Here is a 14866-nt window from a genome sequence, read left to right on the forward strand (position 1 = left end):
GCGGTGTCGATGCTGCGGTAGCCGGCCTGGAGGGCGGAGGCGACGGCGGTGGTGGTCTCCTCGTCGGGGACCTGGAAGACACCGAAGCCGAGCTGGGGGATCTCGACGCCGTTGTTCAGCTTCACAGTGGGGATGACGGACGGTGCCATGGTGCGTGCGGCCTTTCAGTCGGTACGGGGGGAGAGGGTGTAGCGGACGGTCTGGGCGCTGATGAGACCGTCACGGAAGACGAACGTGTCGACGCCGTCGGTGACCTCGTGGGTGGGGGTGGTGGCGGTCCACTGCAGAAGCAGCACGTCTTTGGCGAACCGCGGGGTCAACTGCCAGTCGGCGTCGGGGAGATCGGCCAGGAGGCGGCCGATTCCCTCCCGCACGCCCGGGTGGCCCGTCAGGGTTTTTTCGGGGGTGACGAAGACGGCGTCCTCGGTGTAGTTCGCGGTGATCAGGCCGAGGTCCCCGGTGCCGAGCCGCTTCCCGTGGTCGGCGAAGACCTCCTGCGGGGTGCGGGGCATCAGGACAGCCGCTCGATGGCCGCGACGGCGAAGCCGTGGTCCTGCTCGGGGGCGCCGCCACCGACGCCGACGGCACCGATGAGGCGGCCGTCGCGGTGGACGGGGACGCCCCCGGCGATGAACAGCAACGGCTTGTCGAGCGCGGTGGGCAGGGAGTGGAACGGCCCCTCGGGCTTGACGAGGTCGACGAGGTCCGCGGTCGGTGCGTCGAGCTGAAGGGCGGTGTAGGCCTTGCGGGTGCTGGTCTCGCCGGAGATCAGCACCGCCCGGTCGTCCCGCCGGAAGGCCAGCAGGTGCCCGCCCGCGTCCAGGACGGTGACGCTCACGGTGACTCCCGCGGCGTCGGCGGCGCGCCGCGCGGCGGTGACGAGGGCTTCGGCGTCCTGCGTGGTCAGCGGGGCGACAGGGGTGGTGGTGCTCATGACGGATTCCTTTGTGGGAGAGGAGAGGGGGCCGGACGGAGGCCGGGCGCGGGCGGGAGGAACCGGGCCGCGGTGGTGCGTCCAGGTCAGTTCGGGACGGCTTCCGGCGTGCTCAGGCGCCCGGCGGGCCCTGCGACGACGCGTTCGGCGGCCTGGGCACGGCGGTGGAGGCGGGCGGCGAGAAGGGCGAGCAGCAGGGCTGTGCCGGAGAGGATGGCGCCGATCCAGTTGGGGGAGGTGTAGCCGAGGCCCGCGGCGATCACGACACCGCCGAGCCAGGCCGCGAGGGCGTTGCCGAGGTTGAAGGCTCCGATGTTGGCGGCGGAGGCCAGGGTCGGAGCGGCCGAGGCCTGGTCGAGCACCCACTTCTGCAGCGGCGGGACGGTCGCGAAGCCGAGGGCGCCGATCAGGGAGAGGGTGATCGCGGCCAGCACCTTGTTGTGGGCGGTCGCGGTGAACAGCAGCAGCGCGGCGGTGAGGGCCGCGAGGGTGGTGAGGAGCATCGGCATGAGCCTGCGGTCGGCGAACCTGCCGCCGAGGAGGTTGCCCAGGAACATACCGACACCGAAGAGGACGAGCAGCCAGGTCACCGCGCCCTCGGTGTAGCCGGCCACCTCGGTCATCATCGGGGTGATGTAGGTGATCGCGGCGAAGACACCGCCGTAGCCGAGGACGGTCATGGCCATGGCCAGCCACACCTGTACGTTGCGGAATGCGGCGAACTCGGTGCTCACGGTCACCGAATCCGGTCGGCCCGCCTCGGGCACCAGCTTGGCGACGCCGAGGAAACCGATGATGCCGAGCGCGGCGACGGCGGCGAACGTGACGCGCCAGCCGGCGGCCTGGCCGAGGTACGTACCGCCGGGGACGCCGACGATGTTGGCCACGGTCAGGCCCATGAACATCAGGGAGATGGCCGAGGCCTTCTTCTCCGGGGCGACGAGGTCGGCCGCGACCACGGAGCCGATGCCGAAGAACGCGCCGTGCGCCAGGGAGGCCACGATCCGGCCGATGAGCATGACGCCGAAACTCGGTGCGAGGGCGGACAGCGCGTTACCGATGACGAACAGCGTCATCAGGAACATCAGCATCTTCTTGCGGGACACCTTGGTGCCGAGAACGGTCAGGAGCGGCGCGCCGAACACGACGCCCAGGGCGTAACCGGAGACCAGCCAGCCGGCGGACGGGATGGTCACGCCGAAGTCGCCCGCGACCTGGGGCAGCACACCCATGATCACGAATTCGGTGGTGCCGATCCCGAAGGCCCCGATGGCGAGGGCCAGGAGCGCGAGAGGCATGGGGAGCTACCTTCCAAGTTCTTGCGTTGAGCACTTACGTCACACGACAATAGTTGCATGCGCGGCATAAAGCAAACGTCGACTAAGTTGTTACGCATATATTCGGCGTATGCAATGATTGAGAACGGTCCGACGAAGGAGGCCCCGTTGACTGCCACCGCCCCCGCACTGACCGCCCTGGCCCACGGCTGGTGCGCGCTGTCCGTGCTGCACGGAAGAATCGAGTCCCACCTCGAACGCGCCCTGCAGGCAGGTCATGGCCTGAGCGTGCGCGAGTACTCGCTCCTCGACGTCCTCAGCCGCCAGCACGACGGGGAGGGCGGGCACCTGCAGATGAAGCAGGTCGCCGACTCCGTCCTGCTCAGCCAGAGCGCGACGACCCGTCTGGTCACCCGCCTCGAGGACCGCGGACTCCTGGGGCGCTACCTGTGCCCCACCGACCGGCGCGGGATCTACACCGACGTCACCGGGGCCGGCCTCGAACTGCTCGGCGAAGCCCGCCCGACGAGCGAGGAGGCCCTGCGCACGGCGTTGCGGGAAGCGGCCGAGGACCCCCGCCTGGAACCTCTGGTACGCACCGTCGAAACCGCGTGGGTACCGACGATGGCCGCCGCGTGAAAGCAGGCACCCTCGACGGACGAGGCGGCCCGGAGCGCCGCGGCCCGTCGGCCTCCCGGACCCGGGAAGCGGCCCCGGCGAGGCACTGATACGGATGGAGGCGGCCCCGCCGCGACCGCGGGAGAAGCGCTTTTCCTGGCGCCCGTCCGGGACGCTTCCGCCATGGCCGGGCGGGCCGGCCTCGACGCCGAGCGGTTCGCGCCCGGCGACGAGGTCTCCGGCGGCCTCGCGGCGCCCGCCGAAATCGCCTGGGCGACGAAGCCGGCGGGCACACCGGACGGGTGCTCCCGCCCGCCGGGGCGGCAGGAGCCCGGTGCTCGGACGCCCGGGGACACGCACGCGGCAGGCGCGTGCCGTGGCGAACGGCTGGAGTGCCCGGCCCCCTCGCCCGTCGTCGTGCGTCCGGCCCGGCGCCGAGGAGTCCGCCGGTGCCCGGCGGATCTCCGGTCGCCGCTTCTCGTCACGCTCGGGCACGGCACCGCTCGCCCCGGCCCGCCGGGCCCCGGCGAACGGTGCCGGCGGGTCACTCCCCGCTCAGCTGCCGCTCGGCGCGATGAGCGACACCTTGCACGTGCCGACCTCGGTGCCGCCCTGGTGGAAACGGACGGTGAGCGTGCAGCGCCCGTCGTTGTCGCGCGTGGGCCTGTCGGCCGACACGAGGCAGGGGATGTGGAACTCCACGTAGCGCTTGAAGTGCGTCTCGCAGGACACGAGCAGACTCTGGGGCGCGCCCACGGCGAGCAGGGCCGCCTGCCGCGCCGCCTCCATGAGCACCATGCCGGGCACATGGTCGACGGGGTGGTCGAAGAGCACCGGATGCTCGGCGTCGACCCGCAGCGCATGGACACCGGCGTCGGCCGACGCGCCGATCACGACGTCGAACTCGCAGTCCCTGCCCACGAGTCCGTGCTCGACGGGCTCGACGGTCGTACGCGGCGGCTGCGCCCCCAGCCGGTCGCCGCGCAGCCGGCGGTAGACGGCCGGTGAAGCGCATTTGCCGCTCAGCCGACCGGTTCCGAACGGCACACCGTCCCGGTGCGCCACGACGTCGTACCCGAAGGAACTGACCACTCCGGCCCGCCGTTTGACGTCCCCGAGGCGCATGTGGAGGACCACGTGGGCGGGGCGGCAGGGCCTCGACAGGCGCACCCCTTCCTCCGTGACGGCGAACGCGGTGGACTCGGTGAGGAAGCTGAAGTCCATCGGGACGTCCAGAGCCTCGTGGGCAAGTAGCAGACAGGCCTGCCGAATCGTTTCGGCTAAGAGCATCGGGTCGTGCCAACGGCCGTCGACGCGGCCGTAGTAGCTGTGCCCGCGGGACCACTGCGCGCCGAGGTACTGGATGTCCTCGGTGGCCTGCCAGCCGGTCAGCAGTACCTCGGACACGGCGGCCCGGTGAACCAGGCTGCGCGGCATGGTCTGTTCGAACAGTTCGGGGCCGGGCTTCTCGGCTCTCGCACAATGCGGCCGGTCGGCTTGCAGAAGGGTGCTCATCCTGAACTCTCCTCGTGGAAGCTGAACCTGATGATCGCGCTTTGAACAGGGCAGACATGGCGGCATATGCCCAAGAAGGTGCAGTGAGGCTTGGAAGAGAATACTAGCCGACTGGTATTTTTTTGCTAGAGGAAGCTAGATTGGATCTACGACAGATCCCGGCGATCACCGGAAGGATGGAAGACCACCATCCACGCCGGGACGCAACGGGACGGAGAAGCGACAGTGACTGGTGCGACAAGGGTTCGACAGGAGCGCGCCGAGGCGACCCGGGAGGCGATCCTGGACGGGGCGGCAATCGCCTTCGACGCGATGGGGTTCGGTAGCACGAGCCTCACCGACATCGCCAAGCACTCAGGCGTCACCAAGGGGGCCATGTACTTCCACTTCCAGTCCAAGGAAGCACTGGCCAAGGAACTGATGACGATGACGACCCAGTTCGAGGCGACCCCCTACGTCGCCCGGTACGACGTCCCCGGCGTGCAGACCGCCATCGACCTCACGCACGAGATGGCGTACGGCCTGCGCACCAGCGCCCGGGTACGGGCCGGGGTCCGGCTCGTCATCGAGCTCGGCTCGTTCACCGAACCCGATCCGACGCTCTACAACAGGTGGGTCGAATCCGTCCGCGACATGCTGGCGCAGGCCCAGGGGCGCGGTGACCTCAAGCCCGAGGTCGCCATCGGGGATCTGGCGGTGTACGTCGTCGGAGCGTTCGCCGGCGTGCAGATCGCCTCCCAGGTGCGCACCTCCCGCAACGACCTGAAGGAGCGGATCACGGACATGTGGACCTGGCTGCTGCCGGGCATCGTCCCGCCGCGCCGCGCCTCCCGCTTCCTGCCCGCCGGATCGCCGGGACTGTGGGAAGCGATCGACGCCCTGGAGAGCTCCGGCTGATTCACCGGGGTCCGCGAGGCCGTTCTCCGTCGGTTCACGGGGAAACCACGGACGGCCTTGCGGTCCGGATCAGCCCGGCACCGCCCGGCGGGGTCAGGAGCGGAAGCACCAACTCCCACAGATGGCCGAGCCATTTCCCGCTCTCGTCGGCGGTCACGCCCATCCAGGCCATGATCTCGACGCCCGAGACGGCCGCGGTGACGAGCGTATGCGCGGACGCGTCGGCGACGTCGGCGGCCAACTCGCCGTTCCTGCGGGCTTCCTCGAGCAGCCGCCACAGCCGCCCCAGCCACAGCGGATAGAAGTCCATCGGATCGGGTCTCCCGCCCAGCCGCTCCCGCGTGATGCGCACACCCGCCCTGACGAAGGGGTCCTCCCGCAGCAGGCGCCCCAGACCGTGCGTGGCGTCCACCAGGATCTGCAGGTGCGGGACCTGCGTGCCGGACAGGTCCTCGATCATCGACTCCAGCACGTCCCGGCCGCGCGCCTGGACGGCGTTGGCCAGTTCGTCCTTGGTGGGGAAGTGGAAGAACAGAGCCCCCTTCGTCACACCGGCCGCGCGACTCACGTCACCGAGGGTCGCCTTGACGAAGCCGTGGTCGGCGAACTGCTCGGCCGCGGCCACCACCAGCCGTTCCAGCGTGCGTTCGGAACGCTCCTGCTTCACCATCGCGCTGCTCCACCTCATCCTCCGGGAACGGGCCGACAGCTGCCGCCCCGGCGCGTCGGCAGGAGGAGTGCGGCATCCGCGGGGCCCGCGACCACCTCGGCCCCGTACCCACCCGCACGGAAGCCGGGTCGCCGGGTCAATATCAGCACTCTATAAACCGGACGGACGGTATGTCAATGGAAACCGGTCGACTGGCTTGGTGGGTGGGGGGTGATCACGCGCCCGTCCTCCGGGCCCGCCCGCCGGGGCGGTGAGGACGGCACGTCACAGCACGCGGATCGCCGACTCCGCGTGCCTCTTGGCCAGTTGGAGGACGGTGGTGGCGTTCCGGCCGAGCTCCTGGCGCACGTACCGGCGGGCCGTGGCCAGGTCGGCGGTCGGGCCGAGCGTCCGCGTCACCGCCTCCTCGCGCAGCACCACGCTGTGCTGCGAGACGACCGTCACGCCGCTCTCGTCGGGCAGCACCGACCACTCGCCGGTGTGCGCCTCCACCAGGTCGGGCGTGACCGTCTGCTTGTGGACGATGCGCCCGGCGTGCGGGAAGCAGATCCGCACCGATTCGGTGGTGTGCGTCGTGCCGTCGGCCGTCCGCGTGTCCATGGACAAGGTCTGGACGCCGGGACTGTTCTCGGTCAGGTCCAGGCGGGAGACGTGCGGGACCAGGCCGGGCCAGTCGCCCGCGCGGTACAGGAAGTCGTAGACCAGCTCGGCCGGCCCCCTGACCCGCACGGAGTGCTCGAAGGACAGGGCGAGGTCGTCCAGGTGCCTCCAGCGCTCGGCGAGGCGCTTGATGTTGTCCAGTTCGGCGCAGGAGTTGGTGTCGCAGGCCCTCTTCACCCATGCCACGTCGTCGGGGCGGTTGCCGACGACCGTGAAGTCGCGCAGCAGCGTCAGCAGGCAGGTGCCGCCTGGCCGTTCCTCGACGGTCCAGGTCCCGTGCAGGGTCTCGACCGGTGCCTGCGGCAGGGTGTGGCGGAACTCGATCCGCCGCTGCACGGGATCCTGCCGGCGCCGCGAGATCCATGAGTGGACCTCGCCGTTGGCGACGACCCACATCCGCAGCCGCTCGTGTGTCGCGTCGAACTCCAGCCGCTCCACGTGCACGTTCGGCGGGAAGTGCAGCGGCCACTGCGTCGCGTCCGCGACCAGTCCGTAGACGACTCCGGCTGCCGCGTCCACCTGGACGGAGTGCACCGTGCGGTGTACCGGCCCGATCGGCACCACGTTCACGTCTTCCTCGATTCCTCGGCAAAGGTCGGTGACTGTCCGGACCTCGGCAGGACGTCGGGCGCCCGCGTTCCCCGGCGGGCCCGCGGAGGCGTCCTGTCGAGGCTGGTGCCGATGGTCTCGGGCCGGAGGCCGTCAGTGGGTCCGAGGAGCGGTGCGCGGCTCGCGCCACCGGGCTCCCGGCCCGGGAAGGCGGAGTTCTGGCCGGCCGATGTCTCACGGTAGGTCGACAATGCGCGTGCTCCTCCGGCTCCGGCGGGGCGGGCATACGCCGCTGGACGCACTCACCGTCCGCCGGAGCACTCGAGGAATCGTCGAAGGGCGCTCGACCGGTGCCGCGGACGGGGCCGGCAGCCGGTCCGGGGGAGCGGCGACGAGGAAGAGGAGGGGAGGGCCGTCCCGTCCTTGCGGGGTCGGGCGCGGGCGGACCGGCCGCCGTCGCCCGGGCCGGCGGCCACACCGGCGGGCGCGCCCCGAAGGGGGACCGGGATCAGGCCGCGTACAGGTTGAAGGTGGAGCCGCGGCGCGGGCCGCGGATGACGTCGAGGGCAGGGTCGACCGCGAGCATCGCCTGGTGCAGGCGCTGCAGCTGGGGCGAGGGCTCGACGCCGAGGTCCTCGACGAGCCGCAGGCGCAGCTTGCGGTAGACGTCCAGGGCGGTGGCCTGGCGCCCCGAGCGGTACAGGGCCACCATCGCCTGCGAGTGCAGCCCTTCGTGCTGGGGGTGCCGGGCGATCAGGTCGGCGAGCTCCGCGATGACCTCGGAGTGCCGGCCGAGCCGCAGGTCGGCGTCGATACGGCGCTCGACGGTGACGAGGCGGCTCTCCTCCACGCGCATCACCTCGATCTCCAGGATCGGACCCGTGCTCACGTCCACCAGGGCGGTGCCTTCCCACATCCCGAGCGCGTCGCGGAACTGTGCGGCGGCCCGCTCGTCGTCGCCCGCCTCGAACGACGCCTGCCCCGCGGTGACCAGTTGCTCGTAGCGGTGCACGTCGACGCACTCGGGGGACACCTGCAGCAGATATCCGCCGTGCCGGGTGGCGAGGACCTCCTTGGCGCTGCCGGGTGCGTCGGGTCCCATCGCGGTGCCCAGGCGCCGGCGCAGTTGCAGGATGTACGTCTGCAGCGTGGTCATCGCGCTCTGGGGCATGTTGCTTCCCCAGATCTCCTCCATGAGCGTGGACACGGGCACGACCCGGCCCGGGTAGAACGACAACAGCGCGAGAATCTGCCTCGGCTTGCCGGCGGTCGGTACGATGGACACCCCGTTGACGTCAGCGCTCAACGGGCCCAGAACCTGGATCTGCATGGCTTCCTCCCATACCCGGTCGGGTCCGCGGTGGTGCGACACCACCGGCGCATCGCACGGTAGCCGTGTTCGCCCGGCCGCCCCCCGTATCTCCACTGCGGTTCAAGCCCCGCTCCAAGGCGGCCGGTCGGCCGCTCGGAGGGCGCCCGATGCGGCCGTCAGCCCACCCGGGTCAGCCGCTCGCGGTCGGTACCGAGCGTCTCCGAGGTGTGCTCCGGATTGGCCATCAGGATCGACCGCTGAAGCCGCCGCAGTCCGGAGGAGGGCTCGAGTCCCAGATCCCGTACGAGAGTCGTCCGCAGCCGCTGGTACACGTCGAGCGCCTCGCTGCGGCGCCCCGAGCGGTGCAGGGCGAGCATGAACTGGGCGTGCAGGTTCTCGTGCGTGCGGTAGCGGCTGACCAGCACGGTCAGCTCGCCGAGGAGCTCACGGTGGCGGCCGAGCCGCAGATCGGCCTCGATGCGCTGGTCGAGCGCGCACAGCCGGCTCTCCTCCAGGCGCCGGCTCTCCATCTCCAGCTGCGGCCCCGCCTGCACGTCGGCGAGCGCGGAGCCGGTCCACAGCGCGAGGGCGTCCCCTAACTCGCGGGCCGCGCGCGGGAAGTCGCCCCCGTCCATGGCCCGGTAGCCGAGCCCGGCGAGCCGCTCGAACTCGCGCACGTCGCTGGAGCCGTCGAAGGTGTGGAGCACATAGCCGCCAGGAGCGGTGGCGAGCACGTCCTTGGGCGTACGCGCCGAAGCGCCCTGCGGGTCCTTCCGCAGGGCGGCCGCGATCATCTCCCGCAGCTGCAGTACATAGGTCTGCAGGGTGGTGCGCGCACTGCGCGGCGGGCGGTCCCCCCAGAGCTCCTCTATGAGCGAGGCGACGGGCACGACCTGATCGGCACGCAGGGCCAGCAGGGCCAGCACCTGTCGCGGCTTGGGCGCCCGTGGCGTCACCGAGACCTCGTTCTCCGTCACGGCCAACGTGCCCAGCAATTCGATGTCCACGCCGTTTCCCCTCTTCGTGCACGAGTCATCAGTCGCCCGAGGCCGCGTCCATGTCTCGGTGCGTCGAGTTAAAAACAGGTCGAACGGTTTGTCAATATAAAACCAACCGTGCTGTTTTAGAATTCTCTCGCACGCGGCCAAGGATCCTCCAGGCGGGAAAGAGGGCGCCTGAACGGTCAAACATGGGCGTATGGGCAAGAGGTGGGCGGTGAGGCGCGCAGTACTCGCGCTCCTGCGGCGCGGATAAAGAGACCTTGCGGTCTATTATCGAGGGGCTCGCAACCCGGACTGTGGGCCTTCTGCCCCGCAGGACGAGCCACGCTCCAGCAGGTCGCGAGTCCCGGCCGCCCGAACGGCCAGAGGACCTGTGCCCGGGGACCGCCGGGCAGCGACCGCCCCGTCCGAGCGCGCCGGTACGGTGGCCCCGGCCGGACCGGGGCACGGGCCGTTGCGTTCAGCCGCCGAGCCGCCGGGTGGCCTCGCCCAGCAGGCGCGCCAGATCGCCCACCGTCTCGTCGCCCGCGGCGTCCGCCGTCAGCACCACGGTCCGGGCCCGCGATCCGTCCTCCGCGAGACGGCGGGCCGTCTCGTAGGCGCCCGCCCCACCGCCCGAGAAGGCGACGAGCAGCAGCGGCTCGTCCGCCCCGGCCACGGCACGCAGCGCCCCGTGCCAGGCCCGGGGCCCCTCCGGCGAGAGCCGCAGCAGGAGCACCGTCTCCGGCCCCGTGTACTGCCGCGACAGCCGGGCGTACCAGGCCCGGGGAGCGCCCGGCGACGGCACCAGACAGATGATCCCGCCCCTCCGCTCGCCCCGGCGCAGCGTCAGGAAGGGGGGCTGGGCGGGCGCCGTCACTGACAGCCCGTCGAGGAGTTCGGCGATGGGTCTCGACTCGTCGGCCTCGTGGGGCAGTTCACGCAAAAGGTCGGCGCAGTCGGTCAGCAGACCGGTGCCGTCCGTCAGCCGGGAGCGGTCGTGGATCACGGACAGCACCAGGCCGCCGGCCGCGTCGCGCCGCGAGACCAGCGTGACCGGGAAGGCGTTCGCGGCACCCGTGATCTCGGGAAACTCCATGCGGATGCCGTGCGCGGCGAGCGTGGGCTCGAGCCGTTGCAGCGGATCCAGACCGCTCTCGAAGACGAGCAGGCTCTCGGCGGCCCGCCCGGACCCGGGGGACCCGTCCGGCGCCGTGCCGGTCCAGTCGTGGATCTGGCCCGCCGACACCCACTCGTACGACGACAGGTCGATGGCCTGGTCCCGCAGGGCGGCCAGCAGATCGGGCACCGTGGCGGCGGGGTCGACCTCGACCGAGACGGGCAGCGAGTTGCGCAGCGCCCCGGGCAGCAGTTCCACGCCCTCCAACGGGATGCCCCGCCCGGAGACCGCCACGCTGAACCGCACCGGCAGCGAGCCCTCCGCTCCGGCGGCCCGGTACAGCAGCAGCGCCCAGGCGGCCTGCAGCGCGCCGCTCTCCGTGGCACCCCACCGGGCGGCCCACGCGTCCAGACGGGCGGCCTCGACGGAGCTGAGCCGCACCCGTGCCCGTGCGGAACCGGTCTCCCAGGCGACGGGTGAGGAGGTGACATGGGCCGCCACCGAGGCCGCGGGCCGCAGCCCGGAGCGCAGCCAGAAGTCCCGTGCCGCGGCGAGGTCCTGGGCCTCGACCCAGCGCGCGTAGTCGCGTACGTCCGGACGCCGGTCACCGCCCGGCAGCGGGCCGTCCGACAGATAGGCGCGGTAGAACTCCGCGACGAGCAGGCGCACGCTCCAGGTGTCGAGCAGCGCCAGGTGATACGTGAGCAGCACCCGCGTGGCCTGCGCCCTTGTGCTGTCGCCGCCGGGGCCGTCGAACAGCGTGATCCGCAACGGCCCCGGAGAGCGCGGATCGAGTCCGCGCCGCCGGTCGTCCGCGAGAGCGTCGGGCCCGGCGCCCGGATGCGCCATCCGCACCACGTCCGGCACGATCCGGTCGTGGATGGTGATCACGGGATCCGGGCCGTGGCCGAAGGCGGCCCGCAGGGCTGCCTCCCGGTCGAAGACACCCTGCCACGCCGCCCTGAACCGGGCGTGATCCAACGGCCCGTGCCAGATCCAGCTCAGCTGCTCGATCTGCCGCCCGGTCCCGGGATGCGCTTCGGCGTCGGCCAGCAGTTCGTGCTGCACCGGGCTGGCGGTGACGGGCCTCGTCGTGGCGGGCGGGACCGCGGCACTGCCCGCCAGCTCGTCCAGCACGTCCCGCAGCACGGCCAGCAGCCGGGCCGCGGACTCCTCGCCGATGCCGTCGCGGGCGGCGGGCAGCCAGTCGAGCCCGACGCACAGCCGGCCGCCACGTGTCCGGGCGTCGACGTCCAGCGCGTACGCGACGGCGTCCCGCTGCGGCTGCCGCACCGCGCGCACGTGCGCGTCCGGAGTGAACCGCACCAGCACCGGTACGGGTTCGCGCAGCGCGAGCCGGAGCATCGGGCCCGGGGCGTGCTCCCGGAACGCGCCGAACGCGCCACGTCCCAGGTCGCCGAGGCCCGCGGCGACACGGGAGACGAACTGGCGCACGCTCTCGTCGCGCCCGCCCTCGAGCAGCACCGGCTCGGTCTCGACGAGCGGTCCGACCGTCCGGGCGAGAGCCGGACCGCCCTGCCGGCCGTCGACACACACGTCGAAGGAGGCGCACCCGGTGCCCCGCCACCGGATGAGGGCCAGTCCCATGGCCCCGGTGAGCAGCTGGGCAGGAGTGAGGCCGAAGCGCCGGGGCACGGCTCCGGCCAGCCGCCCGGTGGCCGCACGGCCCAGGGCGAAACCGGGGTGACGGCGCGGCTCACCGACGGGCAGCGGGGCACGCGGGCGGAACGCGCGGGCGGCGGCGCGGCCCTCGGCAACGGCGTGCCAGCGATCGGTCTCCCGGGGATCGGTGGCCATCGCGGGCAGCGCGGCGCTCCAGTCCGTGTACCGCACGTCCTCGGCCGCGGGTTCCTCGCCGGGCCGGGCCAGGGCGGCCCGGAGCTCGGCCATGAGAATGTCCAACGAGAGCTGGTCGACCACGAGTTCGTGGGCCACCACCACAAGCCTGCGCCGCCTGCGCAGCAGCAGGGCGCACAGCGTGCCGCCGGCGGCGGGGTCCAGGCCGCGGGCAGCGACGGCGACGGCCTCGTGCTCGCGGGCCCGCGCGACGCCGGTGAGGTCCACGCAGGCGGCCGCGGACACGAGCGGCACGGTATGGATGCTGCCGCCCTCCGTCGTGCCGATCCGGGCGCTGAGCAGCGGGTGCGCCCGGGCCAGGGCCCGCAGGGCGCGGTCCACCGCGGCCGGGTCGAACGGCTCGGCCGCGTTCAGCGCACTGAAGAGGTGCGGGCTCCGGTCGTCCTCGGCGCGCCGGATCAGGTCGAGCTGGGCCGGTGCGAGAGGGACGGCGGGCCCGTCACGAGAGGTGAGCAGATCGGCCACGAGACCGGCCGGGAAGACACCGGCCCGCTCGTGCGCGTCACCGGACGCCGCAGTGGCCGGCTGCGCCTCGACGTGCAGCAGGTGATGGTCGGGCCCGAGCCGTTGCAGGCTGTGACGCCATGTGCGGCCGCCGGGAGTACGCATGGCGGCATGGTCGAGCGCCGCGGAGACCCGGCCCTCGGCCAGTGGGCCCCGGACCTCCAGGACGGGCGGGACATGAAGGGGCGACTGCCCGGCGTCGACGATCACGGTCATCGACGCATCGGTGCAGCGCTCGGCGGTGGCGCGGCCGTGGCTCATCGGCATTCGGGGCGGGGCCCCTGCCCCCTCTCACGCAGCGAAAAGCTTTTCCCTGCTCGGCACGGTAGCCGCGCCCGCGCGGCGCGCCCGATTCCTCCAGCGCACCTGGAGTGCTCCCCGATCGGACCTCAGCCGGACGGCCCGGTTCGACCGGAAATCCAGGGGGCGGAATCAGGAACTCGGGAAATAGTGGCCCGCCCTCCTGGCGGGGGGAATGCGGAGGACGGGCCGCGGGGCGGCCCTGCCGCCGCGCATCACCATGGCACCGCGTGCTCGAAGGAGGCTCGAGCCTCACTGCAGCAGACGGCACTTCAACGCATCCGCGCAGCTCATCAAGGCGGAACGCGGATACTCGCAGCGGAGCGGTGACCGGTTGCCGAGCCCGCGGAATCCCCTGACAGGAAGGGAATCGGCATCGGTTCCCTCCCTTTTCCGCCACGGACATCACTTTTCTCTTCCCGTGGCCGTGTGCGTCATTCCGGGCATACGCGTGTGCCCGCGACATCACGTACGGAGCGGGCTTCCCGAAGGCCTTGTCCAAAGGCCCCTTCCGGTTCCGAAGGCCTCTTCCGAAGGCCTCTTCCGGACGCCTCTTTCGAACGCGGAACCGCTGATATGCGATGCCGCGCATTTCCGTATCGGCCACGCCGTCACCCGCATCCGGACACACGCTCTCACTCGCTGCGGGACCGGGCATGCACCAGGGCGTTCTCGGTCACGAAGCCGGGCAGCAGCAGCTCCCAGACCCCGGCGATCCGCTGCTCGGCCAGCCACTGCGGATCATCCCCGGCCAGCACTTCGACACCCACCGTCAACGCCACGACCACCGCCGCGACGTCGCCCGGTGAGACTCCGGGAGCCAGGTGCCCCTCCGCCTCGGCGCGGTGCAGCGTCTCCTCGACCCACCCGTGCCAGGTCCGCACCAGTCCGGCGCCGGCCCCCAGGACACGTTCGGCGCCGAGCTCGAATCCGGCCCGGACGACGATGTCGTCCGAGAGACGGACCGCCAGCCGGTGCGTCGCGTCGACGAGTGCCTGCACCGCACTGGCCGACGCGCCTCCCGAGAGCCGGACGAGCTCATGGACCACGTCCGTGGCCGCTTCCTCGACCGCGCGGGCGAGCGCCTTCTTGCTCGCGAAGTGGAAGTGCAGTGCTCCGTTGCTGACGCCTGCCCGCTTGCTGATTGCCGCGAGCGACGAGGGCACGTACCCCTCTTTCGCGAACACTGCGGCCGCGGCATCGATCAGCGCCTTCCTCGTGCGCACCGCACGTTCCTGCTGGGCCATTCGACTTCTCCTGGGGCCATCGACGGCGAGATGTCTACGACCGCCGTGGTGATGCGGTGGTCACTGCGGGGGGTTGCCGTGCTTGCGGGCGGGCAGATCGGCGTGCTTGGTGCGCAGCATCGCCAGGGACCTGATCAGCACCTCGCGGGTGCCGGCGGGGTCGATGACGTCGTCGACCAGGCCGCGCTCGGCCGCGTAGTACGGGTGCATCAGCTCGGCCTTGTACTCCTTGACCATCTTCTGGCGCATGGCCTCGGGGTCGGGGGCGTCGGCGATCTGGCGGCGGAAGATGACGTTGGCGGCTCCCTCCGCGCCCATCACCGCGATCTCGTTGGTGGGCCAGGCGTAGGTGAGGTCGGCACCGATGGACTGGCTGTCCATGACGATGTACGCGCCGCCGTAGGC

Annotated in this window: 13 protein-coding genes and 1 pseudogene; 2 read left to right on the plus strand and 12 right to left on the minus strand. The window is 71.7% G+C overall.

Annotated features, from left to right (window positions below; translation table 11 throughout):
* The 4 genes and pseudogenes from ACFCV8_RS31120 to ACFCV8_RS31135 form a co-directional block, all read right to left on the minus strand.
* Positions 1-149 (minus strand): annotated as a pseudogene (locus ACFCV8_RS31120) (aldo/keto reductase); the annotation flags it as partial.
* A gap of 15 nt (positions 150-164) precedes the next feature.
* Positions 165-512 carry a nuclear transport factor 2 family protein gene (locus ACFCV8_RS31125; RefSeq protein ID WP_376688835.1) on the minus strand — a complete coding sequence of 116 codons (348 nt, stop codon included), beginning with the start codon at positions 510-512 and terminating at the stop codon, positions 165-167.
* Positions 512-934, minus strand: coding sequence for a heme-binding protein (locus tag ACFCV8_RS31130; RefSeq protein WP_376688836.1), 423 nt, complete (start codon positions 932-934; stop codon positions 512-514). The genes ACFCV8_RS31125 and ACFCV8_RS31130 overlap by 1 nt, the downstream gene beginning before the upstream one ends.
* 86 nt (positions 935-1020) lie before the next feature.
* On the minus strand, positions 1021-2232 hold the full coding sequence (locus ACFCV8_RS31135; protein ID WP_376688837.1) for an MFS transporter: 1212 nt from the start codon (positions 2230-2232) through the stop codon (positions 1021-1023).
* 147 nt (positions 2233-2379) lie between these two features.
* Between ACFCV8_RS31135 and ACFCV8_RS31140 the strand changes: the two genes are divergently transcribed.
* Positions 2380-2850, plus strand: coding sequence for a MarR family winged helix-turn-helix transcriptional regulator (locus ACFCV8_RS31140; RefSeq protein WP_376688838.1), 471 nt, complete (start codon positions 2380-2382; stop codon positions 2848-2850).
* Positions 2851-3384: 534 nt separating this feature from the next.
* Here ACFCV8_RS31140 and ACFCV8_RS31145 read toward each other — a convergent pair.
* The gene (locus tag ACFCV8_RS31145; RefSeq protein ID WP_376688839.1) at positions 3385-4344 is read right to left on the minus strand and encodes a ScbA/BarX family gamma-butyrolactone biosynthesis protein; all 960 of its coding nucleotides are present in this window, start codon (positions 4342-4344) and stop codon (positions 3385-3387) included.
* Positions 4345-4569: 225 nt separating this feature from the next.
* On the opposite strand from ACFCV8_RS31145, the gene ACFCV8_RS31150 reads away from it, so the two are divergent.
* Positions 4570-5241, plus strand: coding sequence for a ScbR family autoregulator-binding transcription factor (locus ACFCV8_RS31150; protein WP_376688840.1), 672 nt, complete (start codon positions 4570-4572; stop codon positions 5239-5241).
* Positions 5242-5275: 34 nt separating this feature from the next.
* Here ACFCV8_RS31150 and ACFCV8_RS31155 read toward each other — a convergent pair whose 3' ends face one another.
* From ACFCV8_RS31155 to ACFCV8_RS31185, 7 genes are all read right to left on the minus strand, one after another.
* Positions 5276-5911 carry a ScbR family autoregulator-binding transcription factor gene (locus tag ACFCV8_RS31155; protein WP_376688841.1) on the minus strand — a complete coding sequence of 212 codons (636 nt, stop codon included), beginning with the start codon at positions 5909-5911 and terminating at the stop codon, positions 5276-5278.
* A gap of 264 nt (positions 5912-6175) precedes the next feature.
* Positions 6176-7132 (minus strand): aromatase/cyclase, encoded by a 957-nt coding sequence (locus ACFCV8_RS31160; RefSeq protein ID WP_376688847.1) that lies wholly within the window; start codon positions 7130-7132, stop codon positions 6176-6178.
* A gap of 496 nt (positions 7133-7628) precedes the next feature.
* Entirely contained in the window at positions 7629-8450 is an 822-nt protein-coding gene (locus ACFCV8_RS31165; protein WP_376688842.1) for a BTAD domain-containing putative transcriptional regulator, read from the minus strand.
* A gap of 158 nt (positions 8451-8608) precedes the next feature.
* Positions 8609-9439, minus strand: a complete 831-nt coding sequence (locus tag ACFCV8_RS31170; RefSeq protein WP_376688843.1) for a BTAD domain-containing putative transcriptional regulator — start codon at positions 9437-9439, stop codon at positions 8609-8611.
* A 454-nt stretch (positions 9440-9893) separates the two neighbouring features.
* Positions 9894-13181: a condensation domain-containing protein gene (locus ACFCV8_RS31175; protein ID WP_376688844.1), complete on the minus strand. Its 3288-nt coding sequence runs from the start codon at positions 13179-13181 to the stop codon at positions 9894-9896.
* A 668-nt stretch (positions 13182-13849) separates the two neighbouring features.
* Positions 13850-14461 carry a ScbR family autoregulator-binding transcription factor gene (locus ACFCV8_RS31180; RefSeq protein ID WP_376688845.1) on the minus strand — a complete coding sequence of 204 codons (612 nt, stop codon included), beginning with the start codon at positions 14459-14461 and terminating at the stop codon, positions 13850-13852.
* Positions 14462-14521: 60 nt separating this feature from the next.
* Positions 14522-14866, minus strand: a 345-nt coding sequence (locus ACFCV8_RS31185) for a carboxyl transferase domain-containing protein (RefSeq protein ID WP_376688846.1), incomplete at its 5' end; no start/stop codon positions are given.

It is taken from the genome of Streptomyces sp. NPDC056347, from assembly GCF_042262625.1.
In the GTDB taxonomy this organism is placed as follows: domain Bacteria; phylum Actinomycetota; class Actinomycetes; order Streptomycetales; family Streptomycetaceae; genus Streptomyces.